Origin of the sequence: Bifidobacterium choerinum (assembly GCF_000741135.1) — a bacterium.
Classification (GTDB): Bacteria; Actinomycetota; Actinomycetes; order Actinomycetales; family Bifidobacteriaceae; genus Bifidobacterium; species Bifidobacterium choerinum.
The window spans coordinates 30,430-53,198 of record NZ_JGYU01000004.1 but is presented as its reverse complement, the minus strand read 5'-3'; the positions used below and the strand labels follow the sequence as shown (position 1 = coordinate 53,198).

Genomic DNA, 22,769 nt, shown 5'->3' with positions numbered 1-22,769 from the left:
TTTCTGTCGTCGTGCGGCCCGTCGCCGCCTGCGGGATTCACCGCCTGCCGTCCTGCGGCGGACGGCAGGTGCGGCGCCATGCCTCCTCCAGCGAGGCAGCCCCGTGGAGCATCATCGTGAACCAGTCCTCGTCGACCGTGAAGCTCGAGGTCTCGAACAGCATGAGGTCCGCGGGCTGGACCGGCCGCCGATGGCGCCGGAACGAGGACAGGGAATCGGGCAGCCGCGGAATCCGGTCAAGGCACAGCGAGGGGAACGGCTTGCGGGTGCCGCCGTCGAAGGCGATGGCGCCGTCGACGATATCGATGAGGACCGTGCGGCTGCGGGCGGCGACGGTTGCGGCCTCGAGCAGCTGCACGGTCTGCCATAACCGGTCTATCGCCTCGTCGTAGATGTTGGTTCCGTGTTCGTCGTCGATGAGCTCCCGGTAGAACGGCTTGCCGTCGGAGGCCATGATGTTCAGCTCGCGGAAGTCGCCGTCCGGCATGCCGGCGGGCTGCAGCCGCGCGATGGACATGAACGGTACGGAGGCCGTCCCGTTCATGTCCTTCGACGGCGACGTGACCGTCCAATCCGACCAGGCGAGCGCGGACAGCCATCCGGCGACCGCCTGTTCGAGATCGTTCGCGCGTATTGGGCGCGGAACACCGGTGTTCTGGCGAATGCGATAACGGAACCCAAGCGTGGTCATAGGTGCCTTCTTCGATGCGCGACATTAACTTCATATCATGATAACTTATATAAAAGATAAAACGATAACGGGCGCGCCTCATTGCGTGTCCCGGGCGGTGGGGCCGCCTTCTATCGGCTGTTGAGTGTGGCCGTCTCGCCGGTGACGGCCTCGGGAGGGATGATCGCGCGTTCATCGAAATAGGCGATCGGGTTCTTCGAGTCGTTGCGTTCGAGCGTCTTGCCGATCCATGGGTCGTAGCGTTCGCCGGCGAGGTCGCCGAGGAACCACATGCGCATGTCCTCGCGCTTGACGATGCCTTTGATCTTGGCGACGCAGACGACGACGTTGTCCGGATTGAGGACGATGCCGATGTCGCAGCGCACCGCGCGTCCCGGCTCGAGCTTCCACCATCCGGCGCTGCAGCTCCAGACCTCCTCCTGGGTGAGGCCCGGCTCCCAGCCGATGGCGGTGATCGGCTGGTCGTCGGGGTCGTATTCGTCGTAGTCCAGGATCTTCCTCGGCCCGATCTTCATCGTGACGACTTCGGCCATTAGCGTCCTTCCGTGCGAAATACTTTAATATCTTTCTACCAAGATGGAGCAACATTCGGGCGCGCCGGAGCGCTGCGCGATCCGCGTGCCGAGTTGACTGGGCGGCGGTGTGGAATCTATGCTTGCATTATCTTTCTATCTTGTATAAAAGATAAAACGATGGAGGCGGATGATGGCATGTAGGAACATGGAGGTCGGCGATATCGTCGTCGTCGACACGAGTGACGTCAACGCGCTCGGTATCGTCACGGAGATTTCCGGAGATGGCGAGAAGACCGGCGGGGTGGGGGATGCGTCCAAAGGCCGCTGGGCATACGGAATACGCGTACTGCGTGGCGTCCGTCGTGCCGATGGGGCGTCTATGCCGACGGGGGCGCAGATCTGGGTCGATGACGATCCATGGCGGGTGCACGTCGACGGCGAGGACGGATATGCGCTGCCGGAATCCTATCAAGGAGAGAGTGTGGCAAGGTTGCTGGCGAAAGCCGGCGTGGAACGCAGGGGCATGACTCCTGATGAGGAGCGGGCCTTGGGCCGGAGGAGGCGGCGCGGCGCCGTCATACGGTGGATCGTCGCGGTCGTGTGCGTCGTTGCGATTGTGATGGGTGCAGGGGTTCTGGCGAAGCATCATCGGAAGCAAGCAGCCGAACGGCAGCGTCAGGAGCGGCTGGATGGTCTCGTCGGCGACGCTGACTCATATGCGTTGAAGCTCTTGAGGAGATGCGGAGGGCTGCAGACGATCAGCACAGGGCTTGGCGTGCAATACGCAACGGTTGCCCCAAGCGCCGATGGGTTGGATTCGGCGACGTTGGGGTGCATGCTTGAGTCAATGGGGGAGGAGGACACGGGTGCCAATGAGGTAACGCTATGGCGGGTGCTGATTGACGCCTCCATTGGGAACCTCGTGACGAATCCCGGGCAGTTGGTCTCGTTGCCCTGGCAGTCGGTGATGGGGATCGAAGTCCGGTGCGGCATCGATTTCGACGGTCGCATCATGTGCGACGTTCGCAGTGCGGATGGATCATTCGGCGAGAACGGGTCAAGCGATGGCACCTCTCCGGATGGGCAGGCGTCGAATGAGCCGATGCCTGCGGATGCGTCGACGACGACATCCGATAATTCCGGGGAGGTCAGCTCGTGGACCGATGAATTCGATCCGGACAACGTCCGCGGCAGATGGTGCCTGAAGGACGGCGTCACCTGCGTAGTCATCACTCCGCAGGTCGAGGGACAACGCTGGCCTCTTGCGCTGGACACCGCGCGGATGGGGGATGCGAATCCGCTGCCGGACGGACAGACGTCGACGCTGATGGCCCCCAACTATCAAGATGTGCAGGAACCGGAAACGCTCAGGCAGCAATTGCGCATGGTCACCGAATACACCTACCGCATCGACTGCAGCACCCAGCCCGACGACACCCCGTGCGACGGGCAGACGGTGCGTAAGCCGACGTACGACCAAACGACCGGCGCACCCGGTTCCGCCGGCATCGTCATGGTGCGGGAACCGTTGGGGCTGGTACGTGTGGGACCCGATAACACATTGCCCGTCGACGGCCTCGATGAGTCCAATCCACCGGCGCAGGTGGCGTACCTCATCATCAAGCCGTACGGCAAAACGCAGCCCGGCAGCATCTCCAACGATACGGTGTTCTACTCGCGACTGACCTGAATGGAGGACGGCGGATGACGCGCAGAACCATGAGATTGGGCGATATCGTGATCGTCGACGGCGCCGGTCTGGATGTGCTTGGCATCGTCGTGGATGTCTCGACCGATCCGGTGCTGACCGGAGGCGTCGCGCACGATGGCGTACCGGCGTTTCGTGTACGCGTGTTGCACGGGAGGCGGCGTGGGGCGGGTGTCCTGTCGGCTGTGCACGAGGACGTCTGGATTCGCGACGACCCCTGGGGTGTGCATATCGACGGTGAGGACGGTTACGTATTGCCGTGCATGTTCCAGGGGGTGGACGTCGACAGCATGTTGGCGGCCAATTCCGTCTCCAGGCGTTCCCCGTCGCAGGCGACCGTGAGGCGTTCCATGGCGGCTGCCCGGACGAACCAACGTATCTGGGTGCTCGTGGCGGCGGCGATCGTCGTCATCATACTGCTGGCACGTGTGGTCAACCGGCCGCATCCGGACGCGTCCATTCCGCTGGCGCAGGCATATTCCATGCATTGCGGCGCATACCCCGATTCGCCGCCGATTGAATTATGGAACAACGGTGTGAACGTGTGGAGGGGAGTCGAGGGCACCGTTTCGGAAGCGGATGAACCGTGGACCTCCGAGGCCTTCGCCTGCTTTGCCGATCAGATCGGCTATACCAAGGGGGAGGCCGCCTTCGTCGAGGAGATGGAGATGGCGGTGGGTCTCGACCAATATGTGATCAATAAGCACTTCGTGATGTTCTGCCAGCAGGTGCGGTATGTGGATGAGGTGTCCTGCGGGGCGTACAACAGGGCGTTCGTCGGTTAGGACGTCGCCGCCGCGTGCGCGGCGGCGACGGTAGGCCGGCGAAAGCGTACTGGTCGCGTGGCAAGATTCCAGTGGGGGAGGGGCGCGGCGGACGCGTATCGTCCATGCATGCGCAGCGCGGTGGATTTTTGCTCAAGGCTGAGGTATGATGAAGGTTGATTTCACTGCAAACGTATGCACGGTTCGTTGACGAACGCCCCGGAAATCCTTGCATGACATGCGAGCGGGGTCGGGCATACATTGGCAAACCGGATGGGTGGGACGTCGGCATCGCGATGCCTACGCCGAAGCCCTCCGGCCAGGGAAAAAGAGAAATGGAAAACATATGGTGAATCAGCAGTTCCGCACTGCGATGCGCCGCACGACCGGGATGGGCGTGGCCTTCGCCTTGGCCTGCTCGGGTGCGTTGCTCACGGTGCCGATGGCGGCCAACGCCGCTCCTGCCGACACGGGGAGCACGGCGCTTCCCGCCGCGACCGACGTGCAGGTCATCGCGTTCCAGCAGACCTGGAAGTCGATCGCGAAGGAGTGCACGAACACGTACGGACCGCAGGGCGTCAAGTACGTCGAGGTCTCGCCGCCGCAGGAGTCGATCCAGGGCACCGAATGGTGGACGAGCTACCAGCCGGTGAGCTACAGGCTCGATTCGAAGCTCGGCACCGAAGCCGAGTTCAAGAACATGATCACGACATGTGATGCCGCGGGCGTCGGCATCATCGCCGACGTCGTGCTCAACCAGACGACCGGTTTGGATGTCGCTGCAGGCGAGCAGACCGGTGTGGCGGGCACGAAGTACAACGGCTTGACCGGCGACTATCCGGGCTTCACCGGCGAAAACGGCCAATATCCGCAAGGTGTGACCGCCGCCGACTTCCATGACTACAACAACGGCGCAAGCATCTCCGATTACAAGAACCAGCAGGAGGTGCAGGAAGGCCGCCTGAACTCGATGTGGGACTTCGACACGTCGAGCGAGAAGGTGCAGGACATCCAGTCCGACTATCTCGCCAAGCTCTACAAGATGGGCGTCAAGGGCTTCCGCATGGACGCCGTCAAGCACATCAACAACGAGGACATCAAGGGCATCAAAGACAAGATGGCCCAGAAGGTCGGCAAGAACGCCAACGACATCTACTGGATCCAGGAAGTCATCGGCAATGCGAGCGAAGCGCCCGGCATCCAGCCGCGCAATTACCTGGAGACCGGCACCGTGACGCAGTTCGACTACAAGTCGGACCTCAACGCGAAGTTCAAGGGCAAGATCGCCGAACTCAAGGACCTCTCGACGCGCATCGGCGACCTGTCGTCGAATCCGAACGCGATTGCGTCCAAGGACGCGAACGTCTTCGTGACGAACTGGGACACGGCCCGCAACGACGGTGCGATCACGTACAAGAACGATTCGATGTACGCGCTCGCGAACGCATTCATGCTCGCCTATGACTACGGCACGCCGCGTCTGCTGTCGGACTACAAGTACGACGACGACGCTGCCGGCGCCCCTGGCGCGACGGAGACCTCGGTGCCGGACGTCGACTTCGACCAGGCGTGCTCGACGAAGGACGGCGACTGGAACTGCCAGCAGCGTTGGACGACGACGCGCGGCATGATCGCCTTCCACAACTACGTCGACGGCACGTCGGTCTCCGGCTGGCAGGACGACGGCGCCAACAACATCGCGTTCTCGCGCGGCGACAAGGGCTTCGTCGCGATCAACAACTCGACCGAGGACAAGGACGCCGAATACGCGACCTCGATGCCCGACGGCGAGTACTGCGACGTCTACGCCGTGCAGGACTGCTCGAAGACGGTGACCGTCTCCGGCGGCAAGGTCAAGACGACGGTGCCTGCGATGCAGGCCGTCGCGATCTACGGCGGCGCCACGAAGGCGACGCATCCGGCCTCCGACGTGGCCGTCGACCCGAGCACCCCGGACGTCGTGATCCCGGACACCACCGTCAAGCCGGACGACCAGACGACGACCATCTGGTACAAGCCGACCAACAAGTGGGACAAGGTCTTCGTGCACCATGGCGCCGGCAGCGACTGGACGGCCGTCCCCGGCGAGGAGATGGAAGGGCCGGACGCGCAGGGCTACTACAAGAAGACGATCGACACCAAGGGCGAGGAGCACCAGATCTGCTTCAACGACGGCGCCAACGACTGGGACAGCAACGGCGGCAAGAACTACCTGATCGCCAAGGGCATCACGCAGGTCGGCGTCGAGAACGGCGCGCTCAGCGTAGGCAACCCGGAGGCGATCGGCGCGCAGACCCGTCTCGTCGTGCATTACAAGCCGGCGGCCGATGAGGCCACCGCGAACCGCGGCGTCTACGTCTGGGGCAAGGACACCGCCGGCGCCGACATGAAGGCCGTGAACCATCCGTTCACCGGCGAGGACTGCTACGGCAAGGTCGCGGACCTCACCTTCGACGGCAAGTTCGAGGACCTCGGCTTCATCATCACGACCGAGGACTGGAACAAGTTCGGCGGCGACCGCAACGTCACCGTGAGCAAGACCGGCACCGTCGAGGTGTGGGTCGACGGCACCGGCGACGCGGACGCGACGCTCACCGAGGCTCCGGCCGACTACAAGTGCAAGGCGGACAAGGTCGACGTCACCGTCCACTACATGCGCAACGACGGCCTGTACTTCAACGCGGGCGACACCGAGACGAAGGTCCCGCAGTGGGATCTGTGGATGTGGAACTCGAACAGCAACGGTTCCGCCGCGAAGTTCACGAGCCATGACGACTGGGGCGAGCTGGCCAAGGCCTCCTTCTCCAACTACACCTACCAGGCCGCGAACGGCGAGTCCGACTTCGGCCTGCTGCGCCGCTACGGCGTCGACGAGTGGAAGAAGAAGGACGGCTCCGACGGCGACATCAAGATGAGCGCCGACGCGCTCGTCTTCAGCAACGACGGCACCGCGAAGGCCGAAGTGTGGCTCCTGCAGGACGACCCGACCGTCTACACGGCGCGTCCGGCGCTCGGCGCCCGCATCTCCACGGCCGAGATCGCGCAGAAGAACGCGATCGATGCGAAGCTCACGAAGCCGGCCGACGTCAAGGCATCGGACGTCACGGTGACCGACGCCGACGGCAACAAGCTCGCGGTCGCCGACGTGAAGACCGACGGCACCGTCGTCACGGTCACGCTCAAGGACGACCTCGACCTGACCGCCAAGTACACGGTCGAGATCGAGGGCTTCGGCTCCGCCGACGCCGTCGCCGGATCCGTCGTGCGCACCGACGCCTTCGACAAGGAATACGCCTACGACGGCGACGACCTCGGCGCGACCTACGGCAAGGACGGCTCCACGTTCAAGCTGTGGGCACCGACCGCGGCGAAGGTCGAGCTCGTCACGTTCAAGGCCTCCGACACCGCCGACGCGGCCGAGGATCAGGTCTTCGCGATGAAGCGCGGCGACAGGGGCGTATGGTCCGCGACCGAGACGGTCGCCCCGGGCACCGCCTACGTCTACCGCGTCTCCTTCGCCGACGGCACGAAGAACGACTCTCCGGATCCGTATGCGCGCGCATCGGTCATCAACGGCCGCCGCTCCGTCGTCCTGTCCGACGAGCAGACGAAGGTCGCGGGCTCCAAGCGCATGGCCCCGTTCTCGAAGAACACCGACGCGGTCATCGCCGAGACCCATGTGCACGACTTCTCGAGCAACGCCAACTCCGGCGTCTCGGAAGCCAACCGCGGCAAGTACCTCGGCATGATCGAGAACGGCACGAAGAACTCCGAGGGCAAGGCGACCGGCGTCGACTACCTCAAGGAGCTCGGCGTCACGCACGTGCAGATCCAGCCGATGTACGACTATCTGAGCGTCGACGAGACGAAGCCGACCGACGACAACAACTACAACTGGGGCTACGATCCGGAGAACTACAACGTTCCGGAAGGCTCCTACTCGTCGAACGCGGCCGATCCGAAGACGCGCATCGTCGAAGCCAAGGAGATGGTCAACGGACTGCACAAGAACGGTCTGCGCGTGATCATGGACGTCGTCTACAACCACGTCGGCGACGTGAACACGAACCCGTTCAACCTGACGGTGCCGGGATACTACTTCCGCTACCAGAACGGCTCGCTCGTCTCCAACTCCGGCTGCGGCAACGACACGGCGTCCGAACGTGCGATGATGCGCAAGTACATCGTCGATTCCGTCACCTACTGGGCGAAGGAATACAACATGGACGGCTTCCGCTTCGACCTGATGGGCCTGCATGACCTCGACACGATGAAGGCCGTGCGCGCCGCGCTCGACGCGATCGACCCGTCGATCGTCATCGTCGGCGAGGGCTGGGACATGAATACGACGATGGACAAGTCGAAGATGGCGATCCAGCCGAACGCCTACGAGCTCGACACGCACAACTCGACGGTCGCGTTCTTCAACGACTCGATCCGTGACGGCCTCAAGGGCTCGGTGTTCTCCGACGAGGACACCGGCTACGCGACCGGCAAGGCGGACGCCGAGAAGCTGATTCTCAACAACATGCTCGGCTGCCGCAACGGCGAGGAGTTCGACGGCGCGTACTGCACGAACGGCAACGCCAACGTCAAGTACGACAACGCGAACCAGATCGTCAACTACGTCGAGATCCACGACAACCTGACGCTCAACGACAAGCTCAACGTCTCGATGTTCGGCGCCAAGACCGACGCCGAACTCGACGAGGGCCAGGTTGCGCAGAAGGTGGCCGCCTCGAAGCTCGCGAACTCGTCGATCTTCCTCGCCAACGGCATCTCCGAGATCCAGCTGGGCCAGGAGTTCCTGCGCTCGAAGGACGGCGACGGCAACAGCTACAAGAACGCCGCCTCGAAGAACGCGCTGGACTGGGACCGTCTGAACGACGCCGCCTACGGCGACAACGCCCAGTACGTGGCCGACCTCATCGCGCTGCGCAAGAAGACCGCCGCGTTCCGCATCGGCGACTACGACGCGATCGGCAGGAACTCGAAGGTCCTCAAGTCCGCCGATGGCGTCGTGGCCTACGAGATCTCCGACGACAGCGGCACCTACGTCGTCGCGCTCAACAACAACGCCGACGCGGTCGCGCTGCCGGGAGTCACCTCCGGCGACTACGGCGTGCTCGTCTCGAACGGCCGCACCTACCGCCACGCCCCCGAGGCCGCGGCGCAGGCCGACGAGGCCGTGCAGGGCGTCGACGCGTCGGTCGCCGGCGCGAAGATCGCCGTGCATGACGGCGACTCGGTCGTCGTGCCGGCCAACAGCGCGCTCGTGCTCGGCCCCGAGTCGGCGCTCGTCGACCCGGTCGAGCCGGACAACCCGGACAACCCGGACCAGCCGGGCAATCCGGGCAACACGGGCAAGCCGGGACAGCCGGGCGCGAACGACCATGTGGACACGGGCTCCACGAACGCCGCCGGCACGGTGAGCGACATGGCTTCGACCGGTTCCTCGGTCGCCATCGTCATCGTCGTCGCGGTGGTCGCAATCATCGCGGCCGCGGTGCTGCTCGTGGTGAACCGCGAGCGCCGCTCGCACTGAGCGTCGGACGCTGACATGACGTCGTCCTCCTGAACGGCGTCACGGCAACCAAAAGCGGGCAGACTGACCTTCGGGTCCGTCTGCCCGCTTTCGCGTATGCGCCCGTCGTGCACGGCCATGCACCGGACACGCCGCGTGGCATCGAGGGCACGTTGCGTGGCAAGGAAGCAAACGTTGCGTGAATAGGGCCTGCGGATGCATCCCGGCATGCTATGCTTGTTCGCCGTAGGCGCAATCACCCGCGCCGTCCTTTTCCCCCAACGAGCGAACTTCGAGGAGAACAATGGCCACCAAACTACGCGCCGCCATCGGCGCGGTCTCGGCGTGCGCCGTGCTCATCGGCGCGCTCGTCGGCCCCGCCGGCGCACAGGAGACCGATCTCGACGGGCGCATCACGAACGTCTACGCGTCGGACAACGGCATGACCTTCCAGAAGGTCAGCCATCCCGAAAACGGCCTCGAGACGGCCGACGGCGTCGTCGACTACATCGGCGACGGCGCGATCTCGGCCAAGGACCAGGGTCAGGGCGACCGCGGCCAGTCCTACAGCTACGCCGCCGAATCGGCCGGCGACTGGGTCTACATCGGCACGATGTACGGAGGCCTCGGCGTGCAGGCGATCCTCAAGGGCAGCCTGTCGGCCAACATGGGCATGAGCGTCGAGGAGGCGACGGCGCTGATCCAGACGCTCTACGCCGGCAACATGTACCTCGGCGAGCCGGACGGCAAGAGCGCCGGCGGCGTGCTGTTCAAGTTCAACGTGAAGACCGGCGAGACGAAGATCCTGATGTCCCAGTCCGAAGGCGTTGACGGCGGCAAGGGCGTCATCCCGACCTTCCGCAGCGCGTTCAAGATGAACGGCAAGCTGTACTTCGAAGGCATGGTCATGGACACGAACAACACCGAGCTGACGGCCCAGGAGATCGGCACGGCGATGGCGATGCAGAACGGCTTCCCGTGCATCTACGAGGTCGACCCGGCCGACGGCGACCGCCTGACGAAGGTCTACGACAGCGTCGACGCCGCAGGCTTCCGCGAGCTCGTCAAGTAGAACGTGTTCATGTCGACGCGCGCGATCGGCTCGTTCAGGGACGCGCTCATCGCAGGCGACCTGAAGCCGACCGCCGACGGCAACGGCGCGGCGTACCTCGTCGCCTCGAAGACGCCGTCGGTGCCCGGCTCCTACAAGGTCATCGCCGACATGGCCAGCTTCGACGACCTGCCGGCGATCCACCGCTCCGACGTCAACGGCGGAGGCGGCATCTACCAGGTGCTCGAGTTCAACGGCAGGCTGTACGTCGTCGTATGCACCGGCAGCCGCGAGACGCGCGACGAGCAGACCGGCACGCTGCGCTCCTTCGCGATCTACGTCGGCGAGAACTCCGGCGACCCGACCGAGAAGGCCGACTGGACGTGGCGTCCGCTCGTCGGTGACAAGTCGAAGGGCGCGAAGTACACCTTCGGCCTCGACGCGAGCCGCGTGAGCGCCGGCGCGTGCACGCTGCAGATCTACAACGACCACCTGTACATCGGCGACTACAACGACGTCTCGAGCGCGCTGCAGGGCTTCGCGCTGCGCATGAACTTCGTGACGCAGGCGACGAACCTCGAACAGTCGATCAACCTGTACCGCATGGACGCCGACGAAAACGTCGAAATGCTCGTCGGCGACCCGAACGAGACCTTCCCCGACGGCGGCACAACGGGCCTGGGCTCTGGATACGGCAACCACATGAACCAGTACACGTGGCAGACGACCGTGCACGAGGGCAAGATGTACCTGTCGACGATGAACACGACGACGCTGCTCGAGCCGATCGCGCAGTTCACGAACGGCGACATCCTCAACATGAGCGAGAAGGACTGGAACAACACCGTCCACTACCTGCGCACCTTCGTCGAGCTCATCCTCAACCGCGACACGGCGTCCGCTGCGACGCTTGCGTCCGAGGACGGCGACACTGCGCAGAACGACGACCGTCCGCGCTCCGACGACGCCGACGCACTCGTCGACTGGGCGGTCAAGGCCGCCGACGCGCGCCTGAACGCCGCGACGCTCGCCGACATGGACGACGCCGACGAGGAGGCGCAGCACGTCACGCTGAGCGACGCGCAGCGCAAGGCGCTCGTCGACGGCATCAACGACGGCTCGATCGTCCCCGGCAGCCTGAACGACGAGGAGTCCGCCGCCCGCATGCTGCAGGCGAACGACCTGCTCACCGTGCTCGGCACGCAGCTCGACGAGAAGGCCTCTGAGGACTTCGCCGAGATGTACGAGGAGACCGAGCAGCTGCTCGCCGCCGCGCCGCAGATGCCTGAGAACCTCAAGAAGATCTACGAGACGCTCGTCAAGCTGCTCAGCGTCAACAACCTCAAGGCCTTCTTCAAGTCGCTGCCGTATCTGGCCAAATCGAAGCGCGGCTTCAACCTCTTCGAGATCAGCGAACAGGCCGACGGCGGCGTCAACGTGACGACCGTCGCCGACGACGGCTTCGGCGACCCCTTCAACCACGGCCTGCGCATCTTCGTGAACACCGATGACCATATGCTCATCGGCACCGCCAACCCGTTCTACGGCACCCAGCTGTGGCGCGTGGCGAACACGATGTTCCCGGTGCACGTCACCGCCGGCATCGGCGGCACCGCGAGCGCCGACCGCATGCAGGATGTCGCGCCCGGCACGACGGTGACGCTGACCGCGACGCCGGACGAGGGCTACCGACTCGCCGGCTGGAAGGTGACGAAGGGTGGCGTCGAGGTCGGCGCCGACGGTACCTTCGCGATGCCGGGCGAAGCCGTCTACGTGGAGGCCGTCTTCGAACGCGCCGACGGCGGCGACGCTAACGATCCCGGCGACACCGACGATCCCGGCGACACCGACAAGCCCGGCGACGCCGGCAAGCCGGACGCCACGCCTGCCGTGAAGCCTGAGGCGGACGGCGCACAGACGCCGTCGGACGCGACGACGACCCCCGCGGACATCGCGAGCACCGGCTCGTCGATCGCGCTGGCGCTTGCGGCGATCGCCGCTCTGGCGCTCGCCGGCGTCACGCTGCTCGCCTCAAAGCGCGCGACGCGTAACTGATTCGGCCGTCATCCGCACGCCGATGACGCGCGCATGACGACGCAGCGCGGATGACAAGCGCGGATGACAGGGGAGGAGGAAACCCACAGCGGGTTTCCTCCTCTTTTTGGTATCGATGTTCTATATCGATCATCAATCATCTTTTTTCTCCTTCCATCGATATCCATCCGCCTGCCGGCGATGTGACGCGCCATGCACGGCCATGCGCTAGAGTGGGTGCGACGTCGTCGAGGTCGACGGCGGGAGGAAAGGCGGTCGACATGGCATACGGGAACAGGCGCGGGGCGTCGATCAGGACGGCGGCGGCATGCGCATGCGCGGCGCTCGTCGTCGCGGCGGCGCCGGCGTGCGGCGCAAAGGACACCGGCAGCACGGCGACGCCGAAACGCACCGACGTCGAGGTCATCGCGTTCCAGCAGCCGTGGACGTCAATCGCGAAGGAATGCACGAACACCTATGGTCCGGAAGGCGTCGCCTATGTCGAGGTCTCGCCGCCGCAGGAGTCGATTCAGGGCACGCAGTGGTGGACGAGCTACCAGCCGGTGAGCTACAGGCTCGATTCGAAACTCGGCACCGAAGCCGAATTCAAGGACATGATCGACACGTGCGCTGCCGCGGGCGTCGGCATCGTCGCCGACGTCGTGCTCAACCAGACGACCGGCGCCGCGCACGACGGCGGATGGAAGGAGGGCGTGGCCGGCTCGAAGTACGATCCGACGACCGGCGCATACCCGGCCTTCACCGGCGGCCACGACCAGTACCCGCAGGGCGTCGATGCGAAGGACTTCCACGACTGGGAGCACGGCGCGAGCATCTCCGGGTACATGGACCAGCAGGAGGTGCAGGAGGGGCGCCTGAGCGGCATGTGGGACTTCGACACGTCCAGCGACAAGGTGCGCGACATCCAGACCGACTACCTCGCCAAGCTCTACGACATGGGCGTCAAGGGATTCCGCATGGACGCCGTCAAGCACATCAGCGCCGAGGACATGCAGGCCGTCAAAACGCAGATGGCCGAGAAGGTCGGCAAGGATCCAGACGACATCTACTGGATCCAGGAGGTCATCGGCAACGCCGCGGAGGCGTCCGGAATCCAGCCGCGCAACTACCTCAACACCGGCTCCGTCACGCAGTTCGCCTACGTCTCCAACCTCAACTCGGCGCTGCGCGGCGACGTCTCGGCGCTCGCCGACCTCGGCGAACGCCTCGGCGACACCGGCCGCAACAAGTTCGCGATCGCCTCGAAGGACGCGAACGTCTTCGTGACGAACTGGGACACGGCGCGCAACCCCGGTCAGGCGATCACCTACAAGGACGGCGCGCTCTACGCGCTCGCGAACGCGTTCCTGCTCGCCTATGACTACGGCACGCCGCGGCTGCTCTCCGACTACCGTTTCGCCGACCGCGACGCCGGGGCTCCCGGCGCGACCGACACGTCGGTGCCGGCCGTCGACTTCGACGAGGCGTGCGCGGCCGCCGGCGGCGACTGGAACTGCCAGCAGCGCTGGACGCCGACGCGCGGCATGATCGCGTTCCACAACTACGTGCACGGCATGAAGGTCGAGGATCTGCAGGAGCCGGACTCGTCGCTGCTTGCGTTCTCGCGCGGCGACAAGGGCTTCGTCGCGTTCAACAACGGCGCAAAGGAGGTCACGCACGAGTTCGCCACGACGATGCCCGACGGCGAGTACTGCGACGTCTACGCCGTCGAGGACTGCTCGAAGACCGTGAAGGTGCGCAAGGGCAAGGTGCAGGTGACGCTTGCGCCGACCTCGGCCGTCGCGCTGTACGCGGGAGCGACGAAAGGGACGCACCCGGCCGCGTCGCGCGCCGTCGACCCGTCGACCCCGCAGTGGTGAGCAGAGCGTCGCAGTGGTGAACGAGGCGTTGCAAACGTTGCAATGACGTCGATGCTACGCATCGTTGCGTCCGCGGGCGCATGTGCCGGTGTCCGTTGCTGGAACGGCCGCGCACCGCCCCTCTAACGTGGAGCCGTCGATGTGGGAACGCCATCAGGGCATTCCCGCCAAGCAGATGGGAAACCACGATGACACAGCAGCGCACTGCGCAGCCGCGGCGCGCCGAAGCCGAGGGGGCGCATGCTCGGATCGACGATCATCAGCGCCCGGGGGCCAGACGCAGACCTTCGCCGGCGTCGGCGGCGACCAGAAGATGCTCGACGGCCTCGATCTGGACATGCGCCGCGGCGACGTCACGGCAATCATGGGACCGTCGGGCGCCGGCAAATCCACGTTGCTCTATGCGCTCATCACCCGGTGAGCGACGTCGGCCGCGCCCATGCCGAGACAAAACAATATATGTCGTCAATGCACTCCAACACCACGGCAATGCAAGAAAAGGAATAAGACATCCATGGATTTCACGACAAAACTCAAGGACCTGCGCAGGCAGTCGGGACTCTCGCAGGAGCAGCTCGCGAACCGCGTCGGCGTCTCCAGGCAGGCGATCTCCAAATGGGAGAGCGGCGCCGGCCGCCCCGAACTCGAGAACCTCGTCGCGCTCTCCGACGTGTTCGCCGTCAGCGTCGACGCGCTGCTCGGCATCGCGATCGACCAGGCCGGCGGCGCCGGCGAATACCGCTACGAAAGCGTCACGAACTACGACATCGGGCAGGCCAAGCATTTCGACATCGACTGCGGGTCGCTCTACGCGTGCACGGTCCGCGGCTACGACGGCGAACAGCTGCGCGTGCGCGTCGTGTCGAATACTGTTGCGACGCTCGCGCGGCATTTCAAGGTCTCGATCGACGACCGCCCGAAACGCCTCGACGTCGTCGTCAACCGCGGCCCGGGCATCAGCGAGACGCTCGCCAAGGACGACGTCTCCGTCGTGCTGTCGGTGCCGCTGCGCTACGTCACGACGATGGAATGCGCGGCGAAGGCGTACGAGGTGGAGGTGCACGGCCTCGACTGCGCCGGCGTCGAACTCGACGTGCGCACGCAGCGGCTCACGCTCGACGACGTGCACGCGCACGTCGAGGTGAACTGCAACCTCGACATGGACATCGCATGCCTGTCGCTCGACGGCCGCGTCGACGTCAACCAGCTGTCCGCGACCTCGCGCATCACGGTGCCGAAGGACCGTCCGCTCGCCGTGCGCACACGCGGGCTGCGCACGCGCACGATCGTGGGCGCGGGCGTGCATGTGGACGAGGATTCGCCCAACGTCGTCGAGCTCAACGGCGTGGCGAGCGAGCTGATCATCGAGGCGAGATGAAGCGGAAACGCCTTCTTGTGCATGTCACGACGCGGCGATACCATGGAGACCCATGGCAAGAAGACAACATGGCAATGTTCAGGAACACCTCACCAAGCACATTTTCGTCACCGGAGGCGTCGTATCCTCCCTCGGCAAGGGCCTGACCGCATCCTCCCTCGGACGTCTGCTGCGCAGCCGCGGCATCCGCGTCCTCCAGCAGAAGCTCGATCCCTACATCAACGTCGATCCGGGCACGATGAACCCGTTCCAGCACGGCGAGGTCTACGTGACCGAGGACGGCGCCGAGACCGATCTCGACATCGGCCACTACGAGCGTTTCCTCGACGTCTTCCTTTCGCAGAAGGCGAATGTCACGACCGGCCAGATCTACCAGGAGGTGCTGCGCAAGGAACGCGCCGGCGAGTACCTCGGCCAGTGCGTGCAGGTCATCCCGCACATCACCAACGAGATCAAGTCGCGCATGCGCGCGCAGGCCTCGGACGACGTCGACGTCATCATCACCGAAATCGGCGGCACCGTCGGCGACATCGAATCGCAGCCCTTCCTCGAGGCCGCCCGCGAGGTGCGCCGCGAGCTGGGGCCGGAGAACTGCATGTTCATCCACGTCTCGCTCGTGCCGTACATCGCCGCCGCCCATGAGCTCAAGACGAAGCCGACGCAGCACTCGGTCATGATGCTGCGCCAGCTCGGCATCACGCCGGACGCGCTCGTGCTCAGGAGCGACCGTCCGCTCAACCAGGGCATCAAGGACAAGATCTCGCTGATGTGCGACGTCGACGCCGAGGGCGTCGTCAACTGCGTGGACGCCGCGAGCATCTACGACGTGCCGAAGATCCTGTTCGACGAGGGACTCGACACCTACGTCGTGCGCGAGCTGGGCCTGCCGTTCCATGACGTCGACTGGGACGAGTGGGAGGACCTGCTCGAGCGCGTGCACCATCCCAAGCACGAGGTCAGCATCGCGATCGTCGGCAAGTACATCGACCTGCCGGACGCCTATCTGTCGGTGACCGAGGCCATCAAGGCCGGCGGCTTCGCCAACTGGGCGAAGGTCAACGTCAAATGGGTCGCGGCCGACCGCTGCGAGACCGAGGAGGGCGCCGCCGCGGCGCTCGACCAGATGGACGGCATCGTCATCCCCGGCGGCTTCGGCATCCGCGGCATCGACGGCAAGATCGGCGCGCTGCGCTATGCACGCGAGCACAAGCTGCCGGTGCTCGGCCTGTGCCTCGGCCTGCAGTCGATGGTCATCGAATACGCGCGCGACGTGCTCGGCATCGAGGACGCCGGCTCGACCGAATTCGACCCGGACTGCCCGAACCCGGTCATCGCGACGATGGAGGAGCAGAAGGACATCGTCGCCGGCAACGGCGACATGGGTCACACGATGCGTCTGGGCTCGTACCCGGCCGAGCTGCTCGAGGACTCGCTCGTCGCACGCCTGTACGGCACGACACACGTCACCGAGCGCCATCGCCACCGTTACGAGGTCAACGTCGCATACAAGGACCGGCTGCGCGAGGGCGGCCTCGTCATCTCCGGCCAGAGCCCGGACGGCGAGCTGACCGAGTTCGTCGAGCTGCCGCAGGACGTGCACCCGTTCTACGTGGCCACGCAGGCCCACCCCGAGTTCAAGTCGCGTCCGACGAAGCCGCACCCGCTGTTCGCGGGCCTCGTCAAGGCCGCGCTGGACCATCAGGCGCAGCGCTGAGCGCCGTCGCCGCGCCCCTGAGGCATCCCCGGGCGCGGCGCGCACCACGACCGGCCGGTCCCCGCATGACTGACATGCGGGGACCGGCCGGTCAAACGTGGATGTTTTGTCATCATTCGGCCGTGGAGCTCGTCAAGTTCACGACCTTCCCCTATTATCGAAGCGAATCATCGTATTTTTTCGTACAAGGAATGCTATGTCTTTTTCCAATGGAAACCATGACATGGGCGCGGACGGGGACGGCTTCCGCGTGGATCCGGGACAGCCGCCGGCGCCTGAGGTCGACGAGCTGGAGATCGCGCAGCATGCGTCCGGGGAACACGCCAGGCGCCGCCGCGTATGGCCGTGGGTCGTGCTCGGCGTCGCCGTGGTCGCCGCCGCGGCGTGCGGGGGGACCTACGCCTATTTCCAGAACCGCGCGCTGCCGGGCACGACGCTGTGGGGACACTCCGTCGCCGGTAGGAGCGAGCAGCAGATCGCGCGCATGATCGACGACCAGGTCGCCGCCGTGCAGGTGCCCGTCACCTATGAGGGGACACAGGCGAGTATCGACGCGTCCGACCTCGGCATCGACGTCGACGCGGACGCGATCGCGAAGCAGGCCGTCGACGCCAAGCGCGACGGCTCCTTCTGGACGCGCTACCTGCCGTGGGACAAGCGCGACGTCGCCCCGACGATCACGCCCGAGACCGATCCGACCGTGCTCGACGCCAAGCTCGGCACGAGCAGCGCGAAGCCGGTCGACGCCACGCTCCGGGTCACCGAGGACGGCACGCACGTCGAGACGGTGCCCGGCGCGAACGGCTCCGGCGCCGACGCGAAGGCCGTCGCCGACGAGGCCGTCGCCGCGATCGAGTCGCTCGGCTCCGCCGGCGCGAAGACGGTGGCGCTGACGATGGACACGATCGAGCCGAACGTCCCCGACGCGACCGCCGACCAGGCGCGCGACGCGCTCAACAGACTCATCGACGCGAAGGCCGGCATCACGGTCGGCGACGAGAAGGTCGCGACCTTCTCCCCGGCGGCGCTCGTCGACGCCTCGCGCATCGAGCCGAACGAGGAGTCGACGCTCAAGGACGGCGAGACGCGCTCCGGCGTCGTCGTCTTCGACGCGGGCAAGCTGCAGAGCCACTACGACGAGGACATCAAGCCGCACTACTCGACGACGAAGGAGGACCGCGAGGTCATCGTCAACAACAACGACGAGGACGTCGTCGTCCTCAAGGAGGGCCACGACGGCGTGCGGATCAAGGACGGCGCCGACCAGGGCGTCGGCGAGCAGGCCGCCAAGGCCTTCGCCGCCGGCGACGGCGACGTGAAGGTGGACGGCGAGGTCGATCCGATGGCCGTCAAGAAGACGAAGCGCCACGTCGTCGTCGACCTGAGCGACCACAAGGTCTACGCCTATGAGAACGGCAAGCAAGTCAAGGCCTTCAGCATGTCCGCCGGCCAGGGCAACGACTACGCCACCGGCGCATGCCAGCCGAGCGGCGACCTGTGCACGCCGCTGGGCGACTTCGAGGTCTGGCTCAAGTACCCGTCGCAGCACATGAGCGGCACGCTCACGCTCTCCGACGGCACGAAGGAGACGTGGGACGCGCCCGACGTCGGCTTCGTCAACTACTTCTCGAAGAGCGGCTGCGCGATCCACCGCATCGCCACCGACGCGCCATACTCCGACGCGCAGATCGCCGCGCTCGGCGCGAACACGTCGCACGGCTGCGTCGGCATCGGCTGGGACGTGGCCGAATGGTTCTACGACTTCGCCGTGCAGGGCCCCGACCACGGGGTGACCGTGCACGTGCAGCAGTGAGCCGCGGACGTGTGACCCATCGCACATGCAGGCCGGGATCCTTCGGGGATCCCGGCCTGCCGCCGTCTTCGGGCGGTGCGAGGACGGCGGCCGGGCGTGAAACGCTCTGGCGTGTCCATACGTCGTCCGTTACCATGTAATGCGGAACAACCAAGAAAACGAGAGGCGGCGACCTGTGGCAGACAATCAGATGCCCAACGCAGCGTCCGACGTGGAGATGAATCAGTATCTTGCTGATCGCGGCCGCGTCAACGAGGACAAGATAAGACAGGATGACGAGATCATCGGTCAGTTCGGCGAATACTCGTACGGCTGGCACGATTCCGACGCGGCCGGCGAGGCGGCGAAGAAGGGCATCGACGAGCACGTCGTGCGCGAGATCTCGGCCGACAAGCACGAACCCGAATGGATGCTCGACATGCGCCTGCGCGGCTACCGGGCCTTCGTCGAGCAGCCGATGCCCAAGTGGGGCGTCGACCTGTCCGGCTTCCACGCGCAGGACTTCAAGTATTACGTCAAGCCGGTCGGCAAGCAGGCGGCCCGCTGGGAGGACCTGCCCGACGACATCCGCGAGACCTACGACCGCCTCGGCATCCCCGAGGCCGAGAAGAGCCGTCTCGTCTCCGGCGTCGCCGCGCAGTACGAGTCCGAGGTCATCTACAACTCGATCCAGGAGGACCTGGCCAAGCAGGGCGTCATCTTCGTGGACACCGACACGGCCGTACGCGAATATCCCGACCTCGTCAGGAAGTACTTCGGCACCGTCGTGCCGCCCGAGGACAACAAGTTCGGCGCGCTCAACACGGCCGCATGGTCGGGCGGCTCGTTCGTCTACGTGCCCAAGGGCGTGCACGTCGACATCCCGCTGCAGGCCTACTTCCGCATCAACACGCCGAACATGGGCCAGTTCGAACGCACGCTCATCATCGCCGACGAAGGCTCCTATGTGCACTATGTCGAGGGCTGCACGGCGCCGATCTACTCGACCGACTCGCTGCACGCGGCCATCGTCGAGATCATCGTCGAGAAGAACGCGCGCGTACGCTACACGACGGTGCAGAACTGGTCGAACAACGTCTACAACCTCGTCACGCAGCGCGCCTACGTGCGCGAGGGCGCGACGATGGAATGGGTCGACGGCAACATCGGCTCGAAGACGACGATGAAGTACCCGGCGTGCATCCTCGCCGAGCCGTACGCGAACGCCTCGACGATGTCGCTCGGCTTCGCCGGCGCCGGGCAGTATCAGGACACCGGCGCGAAGATGATCCATCTGGCGCCGCACACGAGCTCGACGATCGTCGCGAAGTCGATCTCGCGCGGCGGCGGACGCTCCGCCTACCGCGGACTGGTGAAGATCGTCGACGGCGCCGAGGGCGCCAGCTCGAACGTCGTGTGCGACGCGCTGCTCGTCGACGACTTCTCGCGCTCCGACACGTACCCGCATGTGGACGTGCGCGAGGACGACGTCTCGATGGCGCACGAGGCGACCGTCTCGAAGGTCTCCGAGGACCAGCTCTTCTATCTGATGAGCCGCGGCATCGAGGAGAAGGAGGCGATGGCGATGATCGTGCGCGGCTTCGTCGAGCCGATCAGCCGCGAGCTGCCGATGGAATACGCGCTCGAACTCAACAGACTCGTCGAACTGCAGATGGAAGGATCGGTGGGCTGACCGATGGCAGACAACGTGGAAATCAACATCCCGGTCGCGGATCCCGATGATCCGTACGCGGTGCCGGCGGCGATGCCGTCGAGCGCCGACACGAGCCCGCGCTCCTTCGACGTGGCCGACTTCGCCACGCCGACGCGCAAGCAGGACGACTGGCGCTTCACGCCGATCGACCGCATCCCCGAGTTCTTCGAACCCTTCGCGCCGAGCGGAGAGACGCGCATCTCGGTCGGCTACATCGACGGCTCGCCGCTCGACGACGACGACGTGGACGTGCGCGAGGTCGCGATCGGCGAGGCGCCGTGCGGCGCCGTCGGCAAGCCGTCCGACCGTGCCGCCGCCGTCGAATGGAACAGCGCGAGGAGCGCATGGGTCGTCGAACTCAAGCGCGAGCCGGCGCATCCGGTGCTCGTGCAGGTGCACGGCGAGGGGCTCGACCCCGACGCGCTGCACCTCGTCATCGTCGCGCGCGACCAGGTGCACGGCGACGTCGTCGTCGAACACGACGGCGACGCGCAGCTGGCCGAAGGCGTCGAGATCGTCACCGGACGCGACGCGCACATCGGCACGACCTTCATCCAGGAGTGGTCCGCCGACTCGAAGCATGTGGCGAACCACCGCATCCGGCTGGGCGCCGAATCGTCGCTGCGCCACTCGGTCGTCACGCTCGGCGGCGCCTTCGTGCGCATCCGCATGGACCAGGAGTTCGGCGGCGAACACGGTGACCTCAACATGCTCGGCATCTACTTCGTCGACCCCGGCGAACACATCGAGCATCGCACGATGGTCGTGCACAACCATCCCGAATGCCGTTCGCGCGTCGTCTACAAGGGCGCGCTCAGCGGCAAGGGCGCGCATTCGACATGGGTCGGCAACGCGCTCATCGAACCGACGGCGCCGGGTACCGACTCCTACGAGCTCAACCGCAACCTCGTGCTCACGCCGGGCGCGATCGCCGACTCCGAGCCGAACCTCGAGATCGAGAACGGCAACATCATCGGCGCCGGCCACGCGAGCTCCGTGGGCCGCTTCGACGACGAGGAGCTGTTCTACCTGCGCTCGCGCGGCATCCCGGAACGTCAGGCGCGCAAGCTTGTCGTGCGCGGCTTCTTCGGCGAACTCGTCGAGGAGATCGGCATCGACGAACTCGCGGCCCATCTGATGGACGCGATCGACCGCCGTCTGGCGCGCGGTGAAGACGAAGACACGCAACACGCATTGGAGGAGAAGTAATGTCCACGCTCGAAATCAAGGACCTGTACGCATCGGTCGAGACGAAGGAGGGCCGCAAGCAGATCCTGCGCGGCGTCAACCTGACCGTCAACTCCGGCGAGACGCACGCGATCATGGGACCCAACGGCTCGGGCAAGTCGACGCTCGCGTACACGCTCGCCGGCCACCCCAAGTACGAGGTCGACTCCGGGCAGGTGCTGCTCGACGGCGAGGACATCCTGACGATGACCCCCGACGAGCGAGCCAAGGCCGGCCTGTTCCTTGCGATGCAGTACCCGGTCGAGGTGCCGGGCGTGTCGATGACGAACTTCCTGCGCACCGCGAAGACCGAGATCGACGGCAAGGCGCCGGCGATCCGCACGTGGACGAAGGAGCTCACCGAGGCGATGAAGCGCCTGAAGATGGATCCGAAGTTCGCGACGCGTTCGGTCAACGAAGGCTTCTCCGGCGGCGAGAAGAAGCGCGCCGAGGTGCTCCAGCTCGAACTGCTCAAGCCGAAGTTCGCGATCCTCGACGAGACCGACTCGGGCCTCGACGTCGACGCGCTGCGCATCGTCTCCGAAGGAGTCAACCGCGCCAAGGCGGCCGACGACTTCGGCATCCTGATGGTGACGCACTACACGCGCATCCTCAAGTACATCAAGCCCGACATCGTCCACGTCTTCGCCGACGGCCACTTCGTCAAGACCGGCGGCCCCGAGCTCGCCGACGAACTCGAGGAGCGCGGCTACGACGAGTACCTGCCCGAAGGCTCCGACTCCGAGTCGGCGCTCGCCTGAGCGGGGGGAACGGAAC

General features: G+C 65.5%; 15 protein-coding genes. 13 read left to right on the top strand and 2 right to left on the bottom strand.

Going from position 1 to position 22,769, the window contains the following annotated elements; genetic code table 11:
• Positions 1-37: 37 nt before the first annotated feature.
• Both BCHO_RS03860 and BCHO_RS03855 read right to left on the bottom strand, forming a co-directional pair.
• On the bottom strand, positions 38-691 hold the full coding sequence (locus tag BCHO_RS03860) for a hypothetical protein (RefSeq protein ID WP_237743033.1): 654 nt from the start codon (positions 689-691) through the stop codon (positions 38-40).
• A gap of 110 nt (positions 692-801) precedes the next feature.
• The gene (locus BCHO_RS03855; protein ID WP_024541396.1) at positions 802-1,224 is read right to left on the bottom strand and encodes a hypothetical protein; all 423 of its coding nucleotides are present in this window, start codon (positions 1,222-1,224) and stop codon (positions 802-804) included.
• 187 nt (positions 1,225-1,411) lie between these two features.
• On the opposite strand from BCHO_RS03855, the gene BCHO_RS08785 reads away from it, so the two are divergent.
• The 13 genes from BCHO_RS08785 (at position 1,412) to sufC (ending at position 22,753) form a co-directional block, all read left to right on the top strand.
• Positions 1,412-2,896: a hypothetical protein gene (locus BCHO_RS08785; RefSeq protein WP_156097568.1), complete on the top strand. Its 1,485-nt coding sequence runs from the start codon at positions 1,412-1,414 to the stop codon at positions 2,894-2,896.
• 14 nt (positions 2,897-2,910) lie between these two features.
• A complete protein-coding gene (locus BCHO_RS03845) occupies positions 2,911-3,699 on the top strand; it encodes a hypothetical protein (RefSeq protein ID WP_024541394.1) in 789 nt (262 codons plus the stop codon).
• Between the two features lie 325 nt (positions 3,700-4,024).
• The gene (pulA, locus tag BCHO_RS03840) at positions 4,025-9,223 is read left to right on the top strand and encodes a type I pullulanase (RefSeq protein WP_024541393.1); all 5,199 of its coding nucleotides are present in this window, start codon (positions 4,025-4,027) and stop codon (positions 9,221-9,223) included.
• 283 nt (positions 9,224-9,506) lie between these two features.
• Complete coding sequence (locus BCHO_RS09540; RefSeq protein ID WP_237743032.1) at positions 9,507-10,274, top strand: hypothetical protein; 768 nt, start codon at positions 9,507-9,509, stop codon at positions 10,272-10,274.
• 9 nt (positions 10,275-10,283) lie between these two features.
• Positions 10,284-12,308 carry an InlB B-repeat-containing protein gene (locus BCHO_RS03835; protein WP_237743031.1) on the top strand — a complete coding sequence of 675 codons (2,025 nt, stop codon included), beginning with the start codon at positions 10,284-10,286 and terminating at the stop codon, positions 12,306-12,308.
• A 260-nt stretch (positions 12,309-12,568) separates the two neighbouring features.
• The gene (locus BCHO_RS03830; RefSeq protein ID WP_024541392.1) at positions 12,569-14,167 is read left to right on the top strand and encodes an alpha-amylase; all 1,599 of its coding nucleotides are present in this window, start codon (positions 12,569-12,571) and stop codon (positions 14,165-14,167) included.
• 139 nt (positions 14,168-14,306) lie between these two features.
• Positions 14,307-14,588, top strand: coding sequence for an ATP-binding cassette domain-containing protein (locus BCHO_RS09020; protein WP_026645403.1), 282 nt, complete (start codon positions 14,307-14,309; stop codon positions 14,586-14,588).
• 93 nt (positions 14,589-14,681) lie between these two features.
• A complete protein-coding gene (locus BCHO_RS03825) occupies positions 14,682-15,545 on the top strand; it encodes a helix-turn-helix domain-containing protein (protein WP_024541391.1) in 864 nt (287 codons plus the stop codon).
• Between the two features lie 52 nt (positions 15,546-15,597).
• Entirely contained in the window at positions 15,598-17,259 is a 1,662-nt protein-coding gene (locus BCHO_RS03820; protein ID WP_024541390.1) for a CTP synthase, read from the top strand.
• A gap of 196 nt (positions 17,260-17,455) precedes the next feature.
• On the top strand, positions 17,456-19,072 hold the full coding sequence (locus tag BCHO_RS03815) for a L,D-transpeptidase family protein (RefSeq protein ID WP_024541389.1): 1,617 nt from the start codon (positions 17,456-17,458) through the stop codon (positions 19,070-19,072).
• A gap of 190 nt (positions 19,073-19,262) precedes the next feature.
• On the top strand, positions 19,263-20,744 hold the full coding sequence (gene sufB, locus BCHO_RS03810; protein ID WP_029675654.1) for a Fe-S cluster assembly protein SufB: 1,482 nt from the start codon (positions 19,263-19,265) through the stop codon (positions 20,742-20,744).
• A gap of 3 nt (positions 20,745-20,747) precedes the next feature.
• Positions 20,748-21,974 (top strand): Fe-S cluster assembly protein SufD, encoded by a 1,227-nt coding sequence (gene sufD / locus BCHO_RS03805; RefSeq protein ID WP_024541387.1) that lies wholly within the window; start codon positions 20,748-20,750, stop codon positions 21,972-21,974.
• Entirely contained in the window at positions 21,974-22,753 is a 780-nt protein-coding gene (gene sufC, locus BCHO_RS03800; RefSeq protein WP_024541386.1) for a Fe-S cluster assembly ATPase SufC, read from the top strand. The genes sufD and sufC overlap by 1 nt, the downstream gene beginning before the upstream one ends.
• The last annotated feature ends 16 nt before the right edge of the window (positions 22,754-22,769 follow it).